Raw genomic sequence first — 19,514 nt, forward strand, 5'->3', positions numbered from 1 at the left:
GGCCCGGCCCCAACGCCGGGCCGGTCGCGCGCGCTGGCTCAGGGCAGCAGCCCCTGCCCCAGCGATGCCCAGAACGGCGCCCACAGGACCGTCGCGCCGACCAGGATCGCGACCGAGATCCACAGCACCGCCCGCGCCAAGCCGCCCAGCGTCTCGACCGGGCCCTCGGGCGCCGCGAAGACCGCGGGCGCGATGACCCGCAGGTAATAGAACAGCGACACGACCGTGTTGGCGACCGCGACGACCGCCAGCCAGCCGAACCCGGTGCCGAGCGTTGCGGAAAACAGCGCGAACTTGCCCAGGAACCCGGCCAGCGGCGGGATGCCCACCAGCGAAAGGAAGGCCAGCGTCAGCGCCACCACGGCACCGGGACGCGCCCGCAACAGCCCGCGGTAATCGGCGATCCGCGTGCGCCCGCGCAGCTCGGCCACCACGGCGAAGGCCACGACGTTGGCCAGGCCATAGACCGTCATGAAGCCCAGCAGCGCGGGAAGCGCCATGGGCGCCACGCCGACCACCGCGACGGCCATCAGCGCATAGCCGGTCTGGCTGACCGAGGACCAGCCGATCAGCCGGCGCAGGTCGTCCTGCCAGATCGCGGTGAGATTGCCCACCGTCATGGTCGCCGCCGCGACCAGCGCAATCAGCAGCGGCAGCGCCGCAAGCCCCGGCGCCAGGTGCACCAGCCGGAAAAGCGCGACCGCCCCGGCCAGTTTCGGGACCACCGTCAGGAACGCCGCCGCCGGGACCGGCGCGCCCTCGGCCACGTCGGGGACCCAGGTGTGCACCGGCACGGCGCCGAGCTTGAAGAACAGCCCCGTCAGCACCAGCGTCAGACCGATCAGCGCCAGCGGATCCTCGAAGATCTGTCCCGACAGCGTCGCGTAATCGGTGCTCCCGGCGATCCCCATGACGAAGACGACGCCGATGACCAGGAACGCGTTCGCCAGCGCGCCCACGAGGAAGTATTTCATCCCCGCTTCCAGCGAGATCTCCCAGTCGCGGTGGTAGGCGGCCAGCACGTATCCCGTGACCGACGACAGCAGCACGCCCATGACCAGCTGCATCAGGTCGGCCGCGCCCGCCATGGCCAGCGCGCCCAGGGTCGAGAACAGCAGCATGGCGTAGAATTCCCCGTGCCGCCGGTCGGTGGCCAGCCAGCGCGGCGCCAGCCCCGCGCACAGGATCGCAAGACCCGGGATCGCCAGCCGCGCCCATGTCGTCCCCGGGTCCAGGGCATAGGTGCCCGAGAAGGTCAGCCGCTCGGCCCCCGCCTGCCCCAGCGCAAGCGCCATGGACAGGCCAAGGCCCAGCACGGCCAGCCCGGCGCACCAGCCATGGCGCCGCTGCGGCAGCACCATCGCCAGCAGCAACACGGCCACCGCCGTCAGCAGGACCGTCAGTTCCGGGGCGAGATCGCCGATGGGCATGTCAGCCCCCCGGGCCAAGCGCGGGGATCAGCGCCGCCGCGTCGATCAGCTCAAGAAGCCAGGCGGGCCAGATGCCGATCAGCACCACCAGCGCCAGAAGCCCCGCCAGAAGCGCCGTCTCGGTCCCGGTCAGGTCGGTGAAGCCCGCCCGCTCCTTCGGCATGTCGCCGAAGAACATCTGCCGGATCATCCGCAGAAAGAGCGCGGCGGTGATCAGGATGCCCAGAAGGCCGATCGCCCCAAGCCACGGATAGACGGCGAATGTGCCGAGGAAGATATGCAGCTCGGCCACGAACCCGGCCAGGCCTGGCAGCCCCAGCGACGCGAAGGCCGCCAGCGTCGCGGCCCCCGTCAGGCGCGGCGCGGGCCCCGCCAGCCCGCCGAAATTGGGCAGGTGATAGTCGCCCGCCCGCTGCCAGACCGCACCCGCGACCAGGAACAGCGCGCCGGTGATCAGGCCATGGGCGATCATCTCGACCACCGCGCCGGTCAGCGCCATCTGCCGCGCGGCCTCGGACCCCAGCGCCGATCCCGCCACCGCGATGCCCAGCACGGTATAGCCCATGTGGTTGACCGAGGTGTAGGCGATGCGCCGCTTCAGGTTGTCCTGCGCGAAGGCGACGATGCTGCCCCACAGGATCGAGATGACGCCCACCACGGCCAGCGGCAGCGCCCATCGCGCGAAGGTCTCGGGCATCATCTGCATCGGGATCCGGATCAGCCCGTAGGTCCCCATCTTCAGAAGCACCCCCGCCAGAATCGCCGAGGCCGGCCCCGGCGCGTTCACGTGGGCGGGCGGCAGCCAGGTATGGACCGGAAAGACCGGCGTCTTGATCCCGAACCCGACGACAAAGGCCAGGAAGATCAGGCCCGGGACCATGCCCGCGGCGGCCAGCGGCGGGCTGTCGATGATGGCGCGCATGTCGAAGGTCATCTCCGGCATGTTCAGCGCCAGCACGATGATTCCGATCAGGATCAGAAGCGACCCGGCCAGCGTGTAGACGAAGAATTTCAGCGCCGCGTGCTGCGCCTCGCCGTGGCCCCAGCGCCCGATCAGGAAATACATCCCCACGAGGCTCAGGTCGAAGAACACGTAGAAGATGATCAGGTCCAGCGTCACGAACAGCCCGATCGAGACCCCGGCGAGGAACGCCATCCACGCGTAGTAGCTGCGCGGGTGATGCAGCTCCATCGGCCAGGCCGAGGCCGCCACGAAGATCAGCGCGCTCATCAGCGCCAGCGCCAGCGACATGCCGTCCACGCCCACGCGCCAGGCAATGCCCAGCGTCGGGATCCACGGCACCTCGGACACGGCTCGGAACCCCTCGCCCCCGCCGGCCCAGACGGCGATCAGCGCCAGCAGCGACAGCGCGGGCGCGCCCGTGGCCGTCCAGCGGGCGGCGCCCGCGCCGACGGGCGCCAGCGCCAGCACGGCGGCGGCAAGAAGCGGGATGAGAACGGCAAGTGTCAGCACGGGATCAGCCTCCGAAGTTCATGAGGCCCACGGCCAGCGCGATGCCGACCGTAAGGATGGTGTAATAATGGTGGGCAAGGCCCGTTTGCAGGCCGCGCAGGTCGGCCCCGGCCATGCCGGTCAGCCGCCCGCTGGCGGTGGGGATAAGGTCGCTCAGCCGCTCGCCGATCCCGGCGCCCAGAGACGCCAGCGCCTCGGTGGACCGGACCGCCAGGGCGACCGCGCCCCGTCCGACCCGGCGCGCGGCCACGGGCGCCAGCCCGTCGATGGCGTCGTCATCGGCGCGCGACAGCCGGCCCGCGGCGGCGAAGCCGATCCCGGCCACGCCGCGCGGGATCAGGTCGACGATCGCGTCGTCGACCCGCGCAAAGGTGTTGGCCAGCGCGTGGAACGGCTCGATGACGCCGCGCTGGTAAAGCTCCGGCAGACCCAGCCAGTCTCGCGACTGGGCTTCGAGGCCCGTGCGCGCCAGCCGCAGCCCGGCCAGCACGCCAATGGCCACGGCGGTCAGCGACGCGACCTGCCCCAGAATCGAGCCTTCGGGCAGCGCGATGCCGAACCAGCTTGCGACCGGGTCGTGCACCGCCGGAAGCCACAGCGCCGACAGCGCCAGCGTGGCGAGTGCCAGCGCGGACAGCGCGCCGATCTCTCCCCGCGGCACCGCGGGCGCGTCGTCGTCACCGGGGCCGAACGCCGCCACCCAGAACCGGGTCGCGTAGGCCGCGCCCAGCCCGCCCGCGATCACCATCGCCGCCGTCCAGAAGGGACCGGCATGCTCGACGGCCTTGACCATCTCCTCCTTGCTCCACCCGCCCGCCAGCGACGGCACGGCGGCCAGCGACAGCGCCGCCACGCCCGCCAGCGCGGCCGCCACCGGTACCCGGCGGCCAAGGCGCATGTCCTTCAGATCGAAGCTGCCCGTGACCCCCTGCGCCAGCCCCGCGGCGCAGAACAGCGCGGCCTTGGTCGTGGCGTGGACGATCAGGTGCAGGACGGCGACCACCGGATAGCCCGCGCCGACGGTGGCGATCATCAGCCCCATCTGCGCCGAGGTCGATCCGGCCAGCAGCTTCTTCGCGTGGCCCTGCCGCAGCGCGACCGCGCCGCCGAGGATCGCGGTGCCAAGCCCCACGACCATGGCGGTGGCGGCGAAGCCCGGCGCGCCCGACAGCTGCGGATGCAGTCGGGCCAGGATATAGACCCCCGCCGCCACCATGGTGGCCGAGTGCAGCAGCGCCGAAACGGGCGTCGGCCCGTCCATGGCGCGGAACAGCCACGGCGCGAAGGGCACCTGCCCCGCCTTCGACGCCGCCGCCAGAAGCAACCCGAACGCGGCGAGCGCCTGCGCCCACCCGTCCAGCGCGCCAAGCGCGTCGTAGCCGACACGCCCGGCCCCCGCGAAGGTCGCCATCACGGCCAGGAACAGGCCCAAGTCGCCCGCGCGGGTCATCACGAAGGCAAAATTCGCCGAGAGTCCCGGCGCCTGCTGCCGCCACTTGTGTCCGATCAGCGCCCAGGAACAGGCGCCGACGATCTCCCACCCGATCAGCAGCGTGACCAGGTCGGCGGCGATGACGATCAGCTCCATCCCGCCGGTGAAGACCAGCATCAGGCCCAGGAGACGCGGCAGCCCGGCCGCGTCCTCGTGCGACGCGGCGAACAGGATGATCGGCCCCAGGACCGCCGGGACGAGGATCGCGACCGCCTGCGCCAGCGGGGGCAGCGCGGCCTGCAACGCGATCGCATCCGACCACGCGAACGCGCCCGTTCTGCCGCCCACCGCGACCGCCAGCGCCAGCGTCACCGCCGCCGCGCCAAGCGCCAGGGTCGCGACCCGTCCGCGCGGGCCACCCAGGGCCCAGATCGCCTGCCCGGCCAGCGCCGGAAGATATGCCAGCGACCAGATCACCCTTTCAGCGTCCCGATGCTTTCGGTCATGTCGGCCTGCCGCTTGCGGTAGATGGCCACTACCAGCGCGAAACCGATGGCCATCTCGACCGCCATCACGGCCATGACGATGATTGCCAGAAGCTGCCCCTCGGGCATGCCGCCCAGCGACAGCGACCAGAAGCCGATGACGGCCAGCAGCGCGCCGTTCAGCATCAGCTCCAGCCCCATCATCAGCATGACGAAGCTTTGCTGGCTCAGCGCGCCGTAAAGCCCGATGCCGATCAGCGCCGCGGCGCCCAGAAGAACGATGGTCAGGGTCATCCATGGCCCCCGTGGTGATGGTGGTGATGATGTCCGCCGCCGCCCTCGGGCTGTCGACCCGCGGGCGCGCCGCCGTCGCTCAGGCCCGGTGGGCGCGATCCCTCGTCCGCCGCGCCGAACCGGCCCTGCCGCGACGACAGGATCACCGCGCCGACCATGGTGGCCAGCAGCGTGACGCCCGCCGTCTCGAAGATCAGCATCGAGGGGCCCAGCAGCTCGTGGCCCAGCTCGGCCACCACGTCGGCCTCGGCGCGCACCGCGTCGTCGGGCGGGCGCGAGAACAGCACGGCGGCCCCAAGAGACAGGGCGGCCACGACGCCCGCGCCGATGGACAGGCGGTGCTGGTGCACCATGACCATCGGGTTCAGCCCCGCCGGGTTCATCATGAACATGACCATGAAGATGGCCATCACCATCATCTCGACCGCCATCATGAACACCGTCGCGACGCCGATATAGGGCGCGGACAGAAGCACTCCGATGGCCCCCACCGCGATGAAGGACAGCATCAGCGAAAACGACGCGCGCACCATGCTGTCCACGCGGAACACGCGCCAGCCGGTCCAGACGGCGAAGAGTGCAAGAAGGGCCACCCACAGATCGGTCACAGCGCCAGCACCCCCGAAATGATCAGGTCGGCGAAGGACAGCGGCAGCAGCACGACCCAGAGGATCGTCAGCATCCGGCTGGGCGTGGTGCGCGCGACGCGGTTGCCAAGCCAGATCAGCACCGCCATCAGCACGGCCGTCTTCAGCCACAACCACACCGGCCCCGGCAGGACCGGCCCCAGCGGGCCACCCAGGAACACCGTCGCCGCCACGGCCGAGACCGACACCAGCATGGCCAGCCGCGCGACCTGCCACAGCGTCCGGCCCGCGCCGCTGTCCTCGGCCGATGTGCCGCCCGCGATGTCGGCCGCATCGGCGTAATCCATGGGCCCCCGCAACGTGAGCGCCAGCGCGACCACCAGGAACAGCGGCAGGCCCAGCGGCTGGCGCAGGACGTTCCAGATCTCGCGCTGGCTGTCCACGATGGCCACCAGCGACAGGCTTTCGGCGGGCAGGGCCGCCGCGATCAGCACGAACATCGAGGGCAGCATCACCGGCAGCCCGATGGCGGCATAGCGATAGGCCCCGATCAGCGGGAACGGCGCGTTCGGCGACCAGCCGTGCAGGAAGACGACGATGATCGTCAGCGCCTCGCACGCGCCCCAGATGACCACGCCCACCGGGCTGTCGATCAGCGCCAGTCCCGGCGCGAAGGGCACCACCGAAAGGCCCTCCGCCGCGAGCGCAAGGTAGAAGGCCGGCGCCAGGTCGCGGTTCATCCGGTCCGGCGCCTCGGTCTCGATCCGCTGGCGGGTCATCGTGCCGGCCAGCTCGGGCAGCGCCCGGTCCAGAACGGCGGCCAGCACGACGCCGGCAAGAAGCGTGGCGCACACGGCCAGGACAAGAAGCAGAACCGTCATGCCGCCTCCGTTGCCCGCGCGGCGCGGATAAGGGCCGAGGGCGGCAGGGACGCGAGGATCAGCATGGCCTCGCTCCACTCGGCGCCCGTCAGAAGCTGTGGCAGATCGAAGGGGCCGAGCGGTGCCGCCTCGCCCTTTCGCCACGCGGCCACCCTGCCCCGGATATCCGTGCCGTCGATCCGGCCCAGCCCGCGCGGGATGGCGCCCCGCACCCACAGCGCGCCCGGCCGCTTGCCCCCCAGCACGCGGTCGGCCGCGCGGTCCAGGCCCAGCAGGCGCAGGACCCGCGCCAGGCACAGGTCGGGCGCATCGGCATCGGCGGGCTGCGCGAAGGGCGGGCTGTCGATGCTCACGTCGCATATCACGTCGCCCTGGAGCGTCACCTCCAGCGTCAGGCCGGGCGGCAGCATCGGCGCGAAGGGACCGATCCGGGCGGTGTAGCGGTCCAGCTGCAAGCCGTCGCGGATGTCGGGGCCGGTCATCGCCATGGGGCGGCCGTAGGGCGTGCCACCCATCATGCCCTTGCCGCCCTGTCCGTGCGGCCCGATCCCCTTCCATTCGTTCGGCGGTTCGTCCGGCAGGCGATCCGCCTCGCCTGTCCCTGTCCCGCGAAGGTCCTTCAGGGCCTCCGCCACGCGCGCGGCGATCCGGTCCGGGTCCTCGCCCTGCCACTGCACGGTCGCACGCGGTGGCGGGATCTGGTCGTGGACGCGGGCCAGCGCCTCGGACGCTTCAGCGGGAATATCGCCGGCGACAAGCAGGACAGACGCGTCGCGCGGGGTCGAGGCACGGCGCATGTCGCGCCGGGCGAACAGCCGCTCGGCGTCGGCCTGCCGTCCCGGCCCGATGGCGGCGAAGACCGCGGCGGGCGCGCGCGCAGCCAGGGTATCGCGGATCATTGCCACCGGAAGATCCCCTCGCGCCAGCCATAAAGGATGCCGACCGACAGGATCGCCAGGAACATCCCCATCTCGGCCAGCGCCTTGATGCCCTCGGACACGAAGACGACCGCCCACGGATACATGAACATCATCTCCATCTCGAAGGCGATGAACAGCAGCGACATGGTGTAGGGGCGAAAGTGGAAGCGTTGCCAGGCATGGGTCTCGACCGACCCGCCGCCGAGGAACGGCATCGCCTGCGGGGCCGACGCCTTCGCGGACGGCGCAAGCGCGACGGCGAAGACGACCGCAAGGCCCGTCCAGCCGAGGATGACGGCGAGTGTCACCACGATCTGCGATCTCCGCGTCTGGTCATCCGGCCCCCTGTTCCGATCATGGGCTTTGTTAGTGAATTACATGGAAAAAAGGCGTCCGGCCGCGGGCCGGTTCCAAGATCCGGCATTTCAGCTTGGGAAACGGGGACACCAACCGGACGACTTCCTGCGTCCCTGCCCCGCTCCCCGAAAACGGCAAAAGCGGCCGCCCGTGACACCGGACGGCCGCTTGAACCCTTTCCTTCGACGCGTCGTGGCTCAGTCCGAGATCGCGCTTTCCTCGTCGCGGGCCATGGGCATGCGGCGCTTGATCCGGCCGCCGACGACGATCGGCAGGACGAAGCCCACGATGGCGACGGTCCAGAGCCCGATGGCCAGCGGCGAGCCCACGAGGACCGAGTAGTCACCGTTCGAGATCTCGACCGCGCGGCGGAAGTTCACCTCCATCTCGTTGCCCAGGAGCGTGCCCAGGATCACCGGCACCAGCGGCACGTCGAGCTTGCGCAGCACCCAGCCCAGCAGGCCGAAGCCCACCATCATCAGAAGCTCGAAGGGCGAGCCCGAGATGCCGTAGATGCCCACGAACGAGATCATCGCGACCACCGGCATCAGGATCCGCGGCGGCACCAGCAGGACCCGGGTGAACAGGCTTACCATGGGGATGTTCATCGCCAGCAGCATCACGTTGCCGATGAACAGCGCGGCGATCAGGCCCCAGACCACGTCCGGGTTCTGCGTGAACAGAAGCGGCCCCGGCGTGATGTTTAGCGCCAGCAGCACGGCCAGCAGCACCGCGGTCGTGCCCGAGCCCGGCACGCCGAGCGCCAGCATCGGGACCAGCGCGCCCCCGGCGGCGGCGTTGTTGCCGGCCTCGGGCGCCGCGACGCCGCGCGGATCTCCGGTGCCGAAGGTCTTGTCCTTGTCCACCAGCCGCTTCTCCATCGAGTACGAGATGAAGGACCCCAGCGACGCCCCTGCCCCCGGCAGCACGCCCGCGATGAAGCCCAGCACGGTCGTGCGGCCCATGGTCGGGATGCAGAACCGGATCAGCGACCAGGACGGCACGATGCGGCCCACGGCGGTCGGCGGCTTGGTCGAGATGTCGCGGTCCGTGCCGCGATGCTCGAGGAAGACGAAGACCTCGGACAGCGCGAAAAGGCCGACGATCGCGATCAGGAAGTCGATCCCGTCATAGAGATGCACCTCGCCGAAGGTCAGCCGCGGCACGCCGGTCTGGGTGTCGACGCCGATCATGGCGAGGCCGAGGCCAAGCGCGGCGGCGAAGGCGGACTTGGCCTGGTTCGTCGCCGCGATGCCGCCCAGCGTGGCGAAGGCCAGCGTGAACAGCGCGAAATATTCGGCCGGTCCGAACAGCAGCGCCACCTTCACCAGCTGCGGCGCCAGCAGCACAAGCCCCCAGGTGGCGAAGAAGGCACCGACGAAGGACGCGATGCCCGACAGCGCCAGCGCCTCGCCCGCGCGGCCGGCCTGCGCCATGGGATAGCCGTCGAGGCATGTCATCATCGCCGGCTCGTCGCCCGGGATATTCAGCAGGATGGACGAGATCCGCCCCCCGTACATCGCCCCGTAATAGACCGAGGTCAGCAGGATCAGCGACGGCGTCGCGCCGAGACCAAGGGTGAAGGCCAGCGGGATCAGGATCGCCACGCCGTTCGAGGGCCCGAGCCCGGGCAGCGCGCCCATGATCGTGCCCAGGAAGCATCCCATGAGCGCCAGGAACAGGTTTTCCCACGTCAGCGCGATCAGGAAGCCGTCGCCAAGATTGCCGAGCAATTCCATGTCAGTCTCCCTGCGGTGCGGTTGCGGGCTCGTTTCCGAACAGGTCGCCGATGGTCGAGAAGAACGCGTCGATGGCCAGCTCCAGGCCTTCGCGGGGCAGGCTCAGCCCGAGAAGCGAGCGGAAGATCAGGTAGATGCCCAGGGCGGTCAGGACGCCGATCACGACGCTTTCCAGCGGGCGCGACCCCAGCCGCCAGGTCAGGTAGCCCGATGCCAGCGCGGTGGGCAGCAGGAAGCCGAAGACCGGCAGCGCCTCGGCGTAGATCGCCAGCACCAGCGCGGCCAGCCCGATCTCGGCGATGCGCCCCCAGCTGGGCCATTCGGGATCGGGGTCCGGCTTCAGCAGGAACCAGACGGACGACAGGCCAAGGATCACGGCGATGATCCACGGAAAGACCTTCGGCCCGACCTCGTCGGTCAGGAAGCTTTCCTGTATGCCCGCGGCGGCCCAGGCGTAGATGATCGCCAAGACAAGGCCGATGCCGCCGAAGATGCGGTCGCTCATGGTCCCCTCCCGAGGAAAGTGAAAGGACCCCGGCGACAGCGGCCGCCGGGGTCGTGATGTGGCTTACTGAAGGATGCCGATTTCGCGGCTCAGGTTCTCGATGTTCGAGACGCTTTCGGCCACGAAGCTTTCGAATTCCGCGCCGTGCAGGTCCAGCGGCGCGAGGCCATTGGCCTCCATGACCGCCTTCCATTCGTCGCTGTCGTACAGCGTGTCGAGCTGGCCGACCCAGTAGTCATAGGCCGCGTCCGACATGTCGCCCGGGGCGTAGAAGCCACGCCAGTTGGCGCCGATGGCGTCGATGCCCTGCTCGCGCGCGGTCGGCATCTCCGAGACCTCGCCCGACAGGCGCTCGGGGGCCAGAACGGCCAACACCTTGATGTCGCCCGACTCGACGAAGCCCTGGGCCTCGGACAGGTCGCCCGTGAACGCCTGGAGCGATCCGGCCAGCAGCTGCGTGACCGCCTCGCCGCCGCCCGCGAAGGCGATGTATTTCACGTCGCGCACGTCCTCGACGCCGGCATCCTGCGCGGCGATCAGGACCTTCAGGTGGTCCCAGCCGCCCACGGCCGAGCCGCCGCCGAAGTTCACCTCGGACGGGTTTTCCTGCACCTGCTCCAGCAGCTCGGGCAGCGTGTCGATCTCGCTGTCGGCGGCCACGGCGATCACGCCGTAGTCGGCGCCGATCGAGCCCAGCCAGCGGACCTGGTCCATGGAGTTGCCCGGATAGGCGCCCTGGGCCAGGCGGGTCGCGGTGGCCGACGAGGCGGCGACGATCAGGTCATTGTCGTCGCTCCGCTTGTTGACGACCTCGGCGAAGGCCACGCCACCGCCGCCGCCCGACAGGTTCACGACCTGCATGGTCGACGGGATCAGGCCCGCGTCCTGCAGCGACTTGCCGACCTGGCGGCAGGTGAAGTCCCAGCCGCCGCCGGGGTTGGCCGGCGCGATGCACTCGGGGTTGTCGGGGGTGAAGTCCTGCGCGACAGCGGCGAAGGGGGCCGCGACGACAACGGTGGCCGCCGCGATGCCGCGGCGGATCGATTCAAAAGACATGGATGTCCTCCCAATGGTACGTCCGCCGCCTCCCGCCGCGGAACTGGGAAGGGGCTAGCATCCGAAGCTGTCACCAACCTGTCACGCGCCTGTCATGTGCGAACTTTCGGTCTCCCGCCCGCCGGACTACGCTTCCTGCCGGGACAGGGAGGGTCCCGGAGGATGCGGATACTGATCGTCGAGGATACCGCCGACGTCGCCGAGGCGATCGCGGCGGCGCTCGGGCGGCGCGGCATGGCCTGCGACCGCGCGTCGACGGCCAGCGACGCGCGTCATTTCCTGTCGGCGGAAAGCTACGACGTGATCGTGCTCGACATTCACCTGCCCGATGGAGACGGCCGCCAGATCCTGTCCGAGCTCAGGGTCGGCAAGAACCGCACGCCGGTCCTGATGCTGACGGCCGAGTTCAACGTCTCGGCCCGGGTCGACGCGCTGGATGCCGGGGCCGACGACTATCTCGTGAAACCATTCGATTTGCGCGAGCTCGAGGCGCGGATCCGCGTTCTAGCGCGGCTTGGCGCGGGCGCCGCGAGCGCGCGCATCGCCCTGGGGGACCTCGAATTCGACCCCGCCGCCCAGACCGCCCATGTCTCGGGCGCGCCGGTCGCGCTGACGCGGCGCGAGATCTCGCTGCTGGGCCTGTTCGTCGCCCGCCGCGACCGGATCATCGCGAAAGAGAAGATCCTCGAAAGCCTGTTCTCTATGGACGAGGACGTGGGGCTCAACACGGTCGAGCTCTACGTCGCGCGGCTGCGAAAGAAGCTCGCCGCATCCAGCGTCGCCATCGTGACCTATCGCGGGCTCGGCTACCAGCTCACGGTGCCCGATGGCTGACACCACAGCCGCGATCCGGCCCACGCTTTCGCTCAGGCTGCGCGTCCACGCGGCGGTCGCCACGGTGCTGGCGCTCGGCGGCGCCGTGGTGCTGGTCGCGACGTTTCTCTACGGGCGCCAGGCGGCGCAGGAGGTCTATGACGGCATCCTCGTCGGCGCCGCCAGCGACATCGCCGAGGCCATCTTCATCCGCGACGGTGCGCCCGGCGTCGTGCTGCCGGTTTCCGCCTTCGAGCTGCTGGGCCAGGCCCCCGACGACCGCGTGCGCTACCTGATCTTGGCGCCCGACGGCACGCCCGTCACCGGCGACGCGCAGACGCCCCGCCCCCGTCGCGGCGGCGCGGGGCCGGTCTTCTACGACGCAGCCTTCGGAACCGAGCCCGCCGCTATGTCGCGCTGACCCGCCGCTTTGCCGAGCGCAGCTTCTCGGGCCCCGTGCGCGTGATCGTCGGCCAGACCCTGCGCGCGCGGCAGGCGCTGGCCTGGCGGATCGCGCGCAACGCCCTGCTGGGCCTCACGCTGGCGGGCATCGGGATCTCGGCGCTGGCCTGGATCGCCGTGGCCCGGGCGATGACGCCTCTCTCGCGTCTCAGCGCCGGGCTGGCCGAACGCGCGCCCACCGATCTTACCCCGGTCTCGGGCGCTTCCCCGCGCGAGATCGCCGCCGTGCAAACCTCGCTCAACGCCTTCATGGATCGCCTCAGCCGCCAGGCCGAGGCCAGCGGCAAGCTCATCGCGGACACCGCGCACCAGTTGCGCTCGCCCGTGGCCGCGATTCCGGGCGCAGTTGCAACTGGCCGCCGATGCGCCCGGGCCCGACGACAGGCGCGCCGCGCTCGACCGGGCCGAGCGGCGGACCGAGGCGCTGAACCGGCTGCTCGACCAGATGCTGGCCCACGCCATGGTGAACCACCGCGCCGATGCCGTCCTGCGCGAAACCGTGGATCTGCGCGACGTGGCCATCGAGGGGCTCGAAGCCTGCGACGACCTGGTCGCGCCGGACGAAGGCCGCGTTCAGCTGCGCCTGCCTGAAGCGCCCGTGCCAATCGAAGGCGACATGCTGTCGCTTACCGAGGCCGGCAAGAACCTCCTGATCAATGCCCTTCAGCACGGGCGCCCGCCCATCCGCATCGGCGTGTCGCAATCGCCCGCCGCGATCTTCGTCGAGGACAGCGGCCCCGGCCCGTCCGAGGTCCCCGAGATCCTTGCCACGCGCCACGCGGGCGGACGCCCCTCGGGCGGTCTCGGCCTTGCCATCGCCCATGACGTGGCGCGCGCCCATGCGGGCGCGCTGCGTTTTGCCCACCGCCCCGGCGGCTTCCGCGCGTCGCTGGAGTTTCCATGATCCTGCCGCGCCTCATCGCCTGTCTCGCGTGCGTCGCCCTGCCCGCCGCGGGCGCCGAGTACGAGGCCACGCTCGGCAGCACGGACCCGGGCGCGCCCGTCGTCACCCTGCGCACCACCACCGATTTCGACGTGCTCGCCCCCGTGCTCGAAACATATCTGGGTGACGCCGGGCCGCTTGCGATCCGCTATGAACAATGGGGCTCGAACGACCTGCTGCGGCTGACGCGCGCGGATTGCGCCGCGGATACGCCCGGGGCGGACCTGATCATCAGCTCGGCCGTCCATCACATGGTCGCGCTGGTCAACGACGGCTGCGCCAGCCCGCACGTCTCGCCCCAGACCCAGCGGCTGGAGCGGGACCTGATCTGGCGCGACGAGCTTTTCGGGCTCACCCGCGAACCCGTGGTGATGGTCTACAACCGCGACCTGGTTCCGGCCTGGGACGTGCCGCGTTCGCGCTTCGACCTGCTGGACCTTATGCGCCCCGACAACAGCCGCTTCCGGGGCCGTGTCGCGACCTGCGATATCGAGGAGTCGGGCCTCGGCTTTCTCCTGGCCTTCGCCGACTCGCTCGAGGCGACGACCTTCGGCGGCCTGCTCGAAGGGTTCGGGGGCAGCAACGCGGTGGCGACCTGCTGCTCGGCCGAGATCATCGACGGCGTGGTGCGCGGCGATTACCTGGTGGCCTACAACGTGCTGGGCTCCTACGCGCTGGGCCGCGCCGCGACCGAGCCACGCCTGGGCATCGTCGCGCCCAGCGATTACACCCTGCTGCTGTCGCGCGCCGCGATGATCCCAAGCGGTGCCGCCAATACGGCCGGCGCGCGCCAGCTTCTGGATTATCTCCTGTCGGATGCCGGGCGGCGCGCGCTTGCGCAGGCCCGGCTCTGGGCCGAACTCGACGCGCGGGAAGGCGACACGCTCGAGGTGCCGTCCGACACCAGTGCCGCGTCACGGTACATTCCCCTTTCCCTGGCGATGCTGGTCGCCATGGACGCGCAAACGCGCGCAGCGTTCATCGACACCTGGCGCGGCACGCTGGGAGCGGGCGACGCCGGCGACGCCGACTGAGCGCCGGCGGCCGTCCGATCACCCGCCCGTCACGGGGCATTCGCACAGTCGGCGATGCCGGATCCCAGCGTCCGGATCAGCGCGGGATAGAACCCCGGCCCGGCCTCCAGGTCCACGCCCAGCGGGTCCAGCACCGCGGCCCGCGCCTCGGTCCCCTCGGTCACCGTATCCACCAGCTGCCGGTTGAACTGCGGCTCGGCCAGAACGCAGGTCACGCCAAGGTCGCGCACGGTTTCCTGCACCTCGGCGATGCGCGCGGGGCCGGGATCGGACGCATCGCTCAGCGAAATCGCGCCCGCCGCCGCGATGTCGAAGCGGCTTTCGAAATACTGGAAGGCGTCGTGGAACACGATGAAGCTGATCCCCTCCGCCGCCGACAGCATGTCCCGCACGTCCGCCACGGCCGCGTCGATCTCGCTTTGACCGGCTTCAGCGTTCGCGCGATAGGTCTCGGCGTTCTCCGGGTCCAGGTCGGCGAGCGTGTCCGCAATGACGCCCAGCCAGGCCTTGCCGTTCTCGGGGTCCAGCCAGGCGTGGGGGTCGATGCCGTCGTGATCGTGCCCCTCGTGGTCGGCATGGCTCTCTTCTCCGGCGTGATCCTCGGCCTCCGCGTGATCGTCATGGTCCGCGTGGCCGCCCTCATCGTGCGCGTCGTGGCCGTGGTCGTCGCCGCCGTCATGCTCTTCGTCCCCGTGGGCGTGCGCGTCGAAGCGGGCCCCCTCGCGGAACGCAAGGGTCCGGGTCTCGGGCGCGTCGAGCAATTCGATCACCGCCGCCCCCTCGGCCAATGTCTCGATCGCACCCTCCAGCCACGGCTCGAGCGCGGATCCGACCCAGAACACCGCCTCCGCGCGCTCCAGCGCGCGCGCCTCCGAGGGCCGCATGGAATAGCCATGCGGCGACGCACCGGCCTCGACGATCATCTCGGGCGTGCCCAGCCCCTCCATCACGCGCGCCACGAGCCCGTGAACCGGCGCGATATCGGTCGCGACCCGGGGCACCTCCGCCGCCGCGCCGGTGGCGACGAATGCGGACAGAACGACACCGGACAATGGCAGGCCAAGCTTCATGGACATCGGGGAACCCTGTGATTATATAACATCTCGAGTCCAATATACCGTATAGTATAACATATCAATACCCCGAGGCCGGAGTTTCCATGACCCAGCAGGCGTTCCAGGCACATGACCACAAAAGCTGCATCGCCGACGGTGTCGCGGCCGCCGCACAATCCTGCGCCGCGCGCAACCTGCAACTCACCAAGGTGCGGCAACGGGTGCTCGAGATCCTGCTGTCCGATCACAAGGCCATGGGCGCCTACGAGATCCTGGACGTGCTGCGCGCCGAGGGGCTGGGCTCGCAGCCGCCGGTGGCCTACCGGGCCCTGGAATTCCTGACCAAGCACGGGTTCGCCCACCGGATCGAGCGTCTGAACGCCTTCATCGCCTGCTCGCACCTGAACGACCCGCACGCGCCGATCTTCCTGATCTGCCGGTCCTGCAACCGCGTGGTCGAGGCCGAATCCGACCCTGCCAAGGGCGAAATCGGCCGCGCGGCACAGAAGTCGGGCTTCGTCATCGAACGCGCCGTGCGCGAGGCCGAGGGCCTGTGCCCCGAGTGTGCCGATGCCGCGTGATACCGTCACCGCCCCGCTGATCTCCGCCCGCGACCTGACCGTCCGCTTCGGCGACACCACCGTGCTGCACGATGTGGACTTGCAGGTGAACGCGGGCGAGATCGTGACGCTGGTCGGTCCGAACGGGTCGGGCAAATCGACGCTCATCGCCGCGATCCTCGGCGGCGTGCGGCCCAGCCGCGGCCGGGTGGAACGGGCGGCCAGGCTGCGGATCGGCTACGTCCCGCAACGGCTGGTGCTGGATCCGACCCTGCCCATGACGGTGGCGCGGTTCCTGTCCCTGCCCCGCCGCGCGTCGGCCGCGCGGGTTGACGCGGCGCTGGCGCAGGCCGGCGTGCCCGACATCGCCGGGCGGCAGATGGCCGACCTGTCCGGGGGCCAGTTCCAGCGCGCGCTGCTGGCCCGCGCCATCCTGGAAGAGCCACAGCTCCTGATCCTCGACGAGGCGACGGCGGGGCTGGACCAGCCGGGCGCCGCCGCCTTCTATCGCCGCATCGAGGACGTGCGCCGCGAAACCGGCTGCGGCGTGCTGATGGTCAGCCACGACCTGCACGTGGTGATGAGCGCCTCGGACCGCGTGATCTGCCTCAACGGCCATGTCTGCTGCGAGGGCACGCCCGAGGTGGTCGCCAACGCCCCCGACTACCGCCGCCTGTTCGGCGAAGGCACGCGCGGGGCGCTGGCGCTCTATCGGCACCACCACGACCACACGCATTTCCACAATCACGCGGCCGGCCACGCGCACCATCACGGCCACGATCACGACCACTCCAAGGACGCCCCTCACTGATGCTGGACGATTTCATGACCCGCGCCGCGCTGGCCGGGATCGGCACGGGGCTGGCCGCCGCGCCGCTGGGCTGTTTCGTGGTCTGGCGCCGGATGGCCTATTTCGGCGACGCGACCGCCCATGCCGCGATCCTCGGCGTCGCGCTGTCGCTGGCCCTGTCGCTGCCGGTGGTCGCGGGCGCGCTGGTCGTCGCGCTGGTGATGGCCACGGTGGTGACGCTGATCTCGGGGCGCGGCTATGCCATGGACACGCTGCTGGGCGTCATGGCCCACTCGGCGCTGGCCTTCGGGCTGGTGGGCGTGACCTTCATCGACGGCGTGCGCATCGACCTGATGGCCTATCTCTTCGGCGACATCCTGGCGGTGTCCCGCGCGGACCTCGCGGTGATCTGGGGCGGTGCGGTCCTGGTGCTGGCCCTCATCGGCTGGCGCTGGTCGGCGCTGCTCACCGCCACGCTGAACGCCGACCTGGCCCGCGCCGCCGGCATCGACCCCAGGCGGGAACAGCTGGTCCTGACGCTCGCCCTGGCCGTGGTGGTGGCCATGGCGATCAAGGTCGTGGGCGTGCTCCTCATCACCGCGCTGCTGATCATCCCGGCCGCCACCGTGCGCCCCTTCGCGACCACGCCCGAGCGGATGGGCGTGCTGGCCGCGATGGTGGGAATGGCATCAGCGTGGGTCGGGCTGCGGGCGTCGTATATGCTCGACACGCCGACCGGCCCCACCATCGTCTGCGTGGCGGCGGTGCTGTTCAGCCTGTCGACGGTGGTCTCAAGCCTCCGCCGCGCAGGGTAACCAATCCCCGCATTGGTGCCGATTCCGCGGTCTTTCCGACGGACGACAAGGGCGGACTGTTTCCCCGGCGTCACCGATTCGCGAACGACGGCCATATTGTCCATCCGTCATGGGCAACGCGCGAAACGGTGCGCGCCGTCCCTCGAAACGCCGGTGAACCGGGCCAAGCCGTTCATTTCATGGGAGGAATGCACGATATCAGCGCCCTGCCCGTCCGCCGGATGCGGTCGCCGGACAAGGGAACCCTTCCTTGGAAGGTCGCCTGAAACGCATTGTTTCCTCGTAATGTGGCAACACTTGGTTAACATCTTGACCGTATTGCTGGGGGGCAATGAGTATGAGTTCACCGATCACTGCGTTCGCGCGAAAAATCCAGTTTCCGCTGCCTTTACTGGAAACGGGTATATGCCTGATGGCCCTGTTGCACGTTGCGGTCGGCGGTTAGCCGACCGTCAACTGCCGCCTGCCGCCTCGGCGATCGCCGGGCGGATCTGACCTTCCAGCGTGCGCTGGGTGATGGGGCCGGCCAGCCGTTCGATCACGCGGCCCTGCCCGTCGATCACGTAGGTCTCGGGCACGCCGTAGACGCCCCAGTCGCGTGCGATGCGCCCTTCGCCATCGGCACCGACCCCGGCATAGGGGTTGCCCAGTTCCGCGAGGAAGGCCGACGCGTTGTCGGGCCGGTCCTTGAAGTTCACGCCGTAGATCGGGATGCCCTCGTCGGCCAGCGCCTCGAGATTCGGATGCTCGACCCGGCACGGCCCGCACCAGCTGGCCCAGAAGTTCACCAGCTTCACCCCCGGCTCTTCCAGAACGGAGCGGTCGAAGCCCTCGAACTCGTTGAACGGCGTCGCCTCGATCGCAGGCGCGGCCTTGCCTGCGAAAGTCGTGGGCAGCGCGTCGGGATCCTCGCGCTGCATCCCGGCGAAGAACAGGCCCGCCAGCGCGGCGAAGACCACGGGCGGCACGATGGCAAGAACGGGGACCCTAGGCATTGCGCCGGCCCTCCGCCGCGTCCAGCGCGCGCTTGACCCGCTTGCCGCGCCACAGGGTCAGGGCCACCAGCCCGACGATCAGCACGGCGCTCAGCCCGTAGGCCGCGCCCACCTCGACCGCGTATTTGCCCAGGTCCGGCATCACGCCATCCTTTCGCGCAGTTGCAGGGCGTGCAGGCGGCGCGCCCGGATCTCGGTCCGCGTGCGCGCCAGCACCAGCGCCACGAACAGCAACACGAAGCCCGCGATGCAGACCAGCAGCGGGAAGTAGAACACGTCGGCCACGTTCTCCTCGGCGTCCAGCGACAGCGACGCGCCCTGGTGCAGCCCCTGGTTCCAGAAGTTCACGGCATAGCGCGACAGCACCGCGAAGACCGAGCCGACAACGCACAGAACGCTCGTCAGGTCGGCGGCGGTGTCCGGGTCCTCGATCGCGGCCCAGAGCGCCATGTAACCCAGGTAGAACAGGAACAGGATCAGGAACGATGTCAGCCGCGGGTCCCACGCCCACCAGGTGCCCCACATGGGGCTGCCCCAGACCGCGCCGGTGACCAGCGCCACCAGCGTCATGGTCACGCCCACCGGCGCCGCAGCCTTGGCGGCCAGCGCGCTCACGTGGTGGCGGCGGATCAGCCAGATCAGCGACGCCACCAGCATCATGAACCACGCGTTGATCGCCATCAGGGCCGACGGCACGTGCAGGTAGATGATCTTGACCGTCGATCCCTGGCGGTAGTCATCGGGCGTGAAGAAGAACCCCCAGATCAGCCCCACCACCAGGCACGCGGCCGCCAACGCCGACAGCCACGGCAGCAGCGGCCGGGTCGTCGCCATGAAGCGCGTGGGATTTGCGTAGGACCACAAGGACATCTCGGTTTGCATATATG

General features: G+C 70.1%; 22 protein-coding genes and 1 pseudogene. 8 read left to right on the plus strand and 15 right to left on the minus strand.

The window, feature by feature from the left end; translation table 11 throughout:
- Positions 1–38: 38 nt before the first annotated feature.
- The 11 genes from BUB76_RS02175 to BUB76_RS02225 all read right to left on the minus strand — a co-directional run bounded on the left by BUB76_RS02175 (position 39) and on the right by BUB76_RS02225 (position 11,160).
- On the minus strand, positions 39–1,430 hold the full coding sequence (locus BUB76_RS02175; RefSeq protein WP_073126169.1) for an NADH-quinone oxidoreductase subunit N: 1,392 nt from the start codon (positions 1,428–1,430) through the stop codon (positions 39–41).
- A 1-nt stretch (position 1,431) separates the two neighbouring features.
- A complete protein-coding gene (locus BUB76_RS02180) occupies positions 1,432–2,904 on the minus strand; it encodes a complex I subunit 4 family protein (protein ID WP_073126170.1) in 1,473 nt (490 codons plus the stop codon).
- Between the two features lie 4 nt (positions 2,905–2,908).
- Positions 2,909–4,813, minus strand: a complete 1,905-nt coding sequence (locus tag BUB76_RS02185; RefSeq protein ID WP_073126173.1) for an NADH-quinone oxidoreductase subunit 5 family protein — start codon at positions 4,811–4,813, stop codon at positions 2,909–2,911.
- Entirely contained in the window at positions 4,810–5,115 is a 306-nt protein-coding gene (gene nuoK, locus BUB76_RS02190) for an NADH-quinone oxidoreductase subunit NuoK (protein WP_073126174.1), read from the minus strand. The genes BUB76_RS02185 and nuoK overlap by 4 nt, the downstream gene beginning before the upstream one ends.
- On the minus strand, positions 5,112–5,708 hold the full coding sequence (locus BUB76_RS02195) for an NADH-quinone oxidoreductase subunit J family protein (protein WP_236737837.1): 597 nt from the start codon (positions 5,706–5,708) through the stop codon (positions 5,112–5,114). Before BUB76_RS02195 ends, nuoK begins: the two co-directional genes overlap by 4 nt.
- Before the next feature lie 11 nt (positions 5,709–5,719).
- The gene (locus BUB76_RS02200) at positions 5,720–6,583 is read right to left on the minus strand and encodes a complex I subunit 1 family protein (RefSeq protein WP_073126178.1); all 864 of its coding nucleotides are present in this window, start codon (positions 6,581–6,583) and stop codon (positions 5,720–5,722) included.
- A complete protein-coding gene (locus BUB76_RS02205; RefSeq protein ID WP_073126180.1) occupies positions 6,580–7,482 on the minus strand; it encodes a condensation domain-containing protein in 903 nt (300 codons plus the stop codon). Before BUB76_RS02205 ends, BUB76_RS02200 begins: the two co-directional genes overlap by 4 nt.
- Positions 7,479–7,814, minus strand: coding sequence for an NADH-quinone oxidoreductase subunit A (locus tag BUB76_RS02210; protein ID WP_236737838.1), 336 nt, complete (start codon positions 7,812–7,814; stop codon positions 7,479–7,481). Before BUB76_RS02210 ends, BUB76_RS02205 begins: the two co-directional genes overlap by 4 nt.
- Before the next feature lie 243 nt (positions 7,815–8,057).
- Entirely contained in the window at positions 8,058–9,599 is a 1,542-nt protein-coding gene (locus tag BUB76_RS02215; protein ID WP_073126182.1) for a tripartite tricarboxylate transporter permease, read from the minus strand.
- 1 nt (position 9,600) lies between these two features.
- Positions 9,601–10,104, minus strand: coding sequence for a tripartite tricarboxylate transporter TctB family protein (locus BUB76_RS02220; RefSeq protein ID WP_073126185.1), 504 nt, complete (start codon positions 10,102–10,104; stop codon positions 9,601–9,603).
- A gap of 63 nt (positions 10,105–10,167) precedes the next feature.
- Positions 10,168–11,160: a Bug family tripartite tricarboxylate transporter substrate binding protein gene (locus tag BUB76_RS02225; protein ID WP_073126187.1), complete on the minus strand. Its 993-nt coding sequence runs from the start codon at positions 11,158–11,160 to the stop codon at positions 10,168–10,170.
- 162 nt (positions 11,161–11,322) lie between these two features.
- Here BUB76_RS02225 and BUB76_RS02230 point away from each other — a divergent pair, with 162 nt between their 5' ends.
- From BUB76_RS02230 to BUB76_RS02240, 5 genes and pseudogenes are all read left to right on the plus strand, one after another.
- The gene (locus BUB76_RS02230; protein WP_073126190.1) at positions 11,323–11,994 is read left to right on the plus strand and encodes a response regulator transcription factor; all 672 of its coding nucleotides are present in this window, start codon (positions 11,323–11,325) and stop codon (positions 11,992–11,994) included.
- Positions 11,987–12,394, plus strand: coding sequence for a sensor histidine kinase N-terminal domain-containing protein (locus BUB76_RS18100; RefSeq protein WP_236737839.1), 408 nt, complete (start codon positions 11,987–11,989; stop codon positions 12,392–12,394). The genes BUB76_RS02230 and BUB76_RS18100 overlap by 8 nt, the downstream gene beginning before the upstream one ends.
- Positions 12,367–12,639, plus strand: a pseudogene (locus BUB76_RS18385) (sensor histidine kinase); the annotation flags it as partial. The gene BUB76_RS18100 and the pseudogene BUB76_RS18385, both read left to right, overlap by 28 nt.
- Positions 12,640–12,781: 142 nt before the next feature.
- Positions 12,782–13,339, plus strand: a complete 558-nt coding sequence (locus BUB76_RS18110) for a sensor histidine kinase (protein ID WP_236737841.1) — start codon at positions 12,782–12,784, stop codon at positions 13,337–13,339.
- A complete protein-coding gene (locus BUB76_RS02240) occupies positions 13,336–14,412 on the plus strand; it encodes an ABC transporter substrate-binding protein (protein WP_073126192.1) in 1,077 nt (358 codons plus the stop codon). Before BUB76_RS18110 ends, BUB76_RS02240 begins: the two co-directional genes overlap by 4 nt.
- 29 nt (positions 14,413–14,441) lie before the next feature.
- On the opposite strand, the gene BUB76_RS02245 is transcribed toward BUB76_RS02240, so the two are convergent.
- Positions 14,442–15,488 carry a zinc ABC transporter substrate-binding protein gene (locus BUB76_RS02245; RefSeq protein ID WP_073126194.1) on the minus strand — a complete coding sequence of 349 codons (1,047 nt, stop codon included), beginning with the start codon at positions 15,486–15,488 and terminating at the stop codon, positions 14,442–14,444.
- A gap of 83 nt (positions 15,489–15,571) precedes the next feature.
- Here BUB76_RS02245 and BUB76_RS02250 point away from each other — a divergent pair, with 83 nt between their 5' ends.
- From BUB76_RS02250 to BUB76_RS02260, 3 genes are read left to right on the plus strand one after another with little or no spacing between them, the layout of a single operon-like run.
- Entirely contained in the window at positions 15,572–16,048 is a 477-nt protein-coding gene (locus BUB76_RS02250; RefSeq protein WP_073126196.1) for a Fur family transcriptional regulator, read from the plus strand.
- The gene (locus tag BUB76_RS02255; protein WP_073126199.1) at positions 16,038–16,838 is read left to right on the plus strand and encodes a metal ABC transporter ATP-binding protein; all 801 of its coding nucleotides are present in this window, start codon (positions 16,038–16,040) and stop codon (positions 16,836–16,838) included. Before BUB76_RS02250 ends, BUB76_RS02255 begins: the two co-directional genes overlap by 11 nt.
- Positions 16,838–17,632 (plus strand): metal ABC transporter permease, encoded by a 795-nt coding sequence (locus BUB76_RS02260; protein WP_073126201.1) that lies wholly within the window; start codon positions 16,838–16,840, stop codon positions 17,630–17,632. Before BUB76_RS02255 ends, BUB76_RS02260 begins: the two co-directional genes overlap by 1 nt.
- 452 nt (positions 17,633–18,084) lie before the next feature.
- Here BUB76_RS02260 and BUB76_RS02265 read toward each other — a convergent pair whose 3' ends face one another.
- From BUB76_RS02265 to BUB76_RS02275, 3 genes are read right to left on the minus strand one after another with little or no spacing between them, the layout of a single operon-like run.
- Positions 18,085–18,627 (minus strand): DsbE family thiol:disulfide interchange protein, encoded by a 543-nt coding sequence (locus tag BUB76_RS02265; RefSeq protein WP_073126204.1) that lies wholly within the window; start codon positions 18,625–18,627, stop codon positions 18,085–18,087.
- Positions 18,620–18,769: a heme exporter protein CcmD gene (gene ccmD / locus BUB76_RS02270; RefSeq protein WP_373280041.1), complete on the minus strand. Its 150-nt coding sequence runs from the start codon at positions 18,767–18,769 to the stop codon at positions 18,620–18,622. Before ccmD ends, BUB76_RS02265 begins: the two co-directional genes overlap by 8 nt.
- Complete coding sequence (locus BUB76_RS02275; protein WP_073126535.1) at positions 18,769–19,497, minus strand: heme ABC transporter permease; 729 nt, start codon at positions 19,495–19,497, stop codon at positions 18,769–18,771. Before BUB76_RS02275 ends, ccmD begins: the two co-directional genes overlap by 1 nt.
- Between the last annotated feature and the right edge of the window lie 17 nt (positions 19,498–19,514).

Source organism: Palleronia salina (assembly GCF_900141995.1).
GTDB classification, from domain to species: Bacteria; Pseudomonadota; Alphaproteobacteria; order Rhodobacterales; family Rhodobacteraceae; genus Palleronia; species Palleronia salina.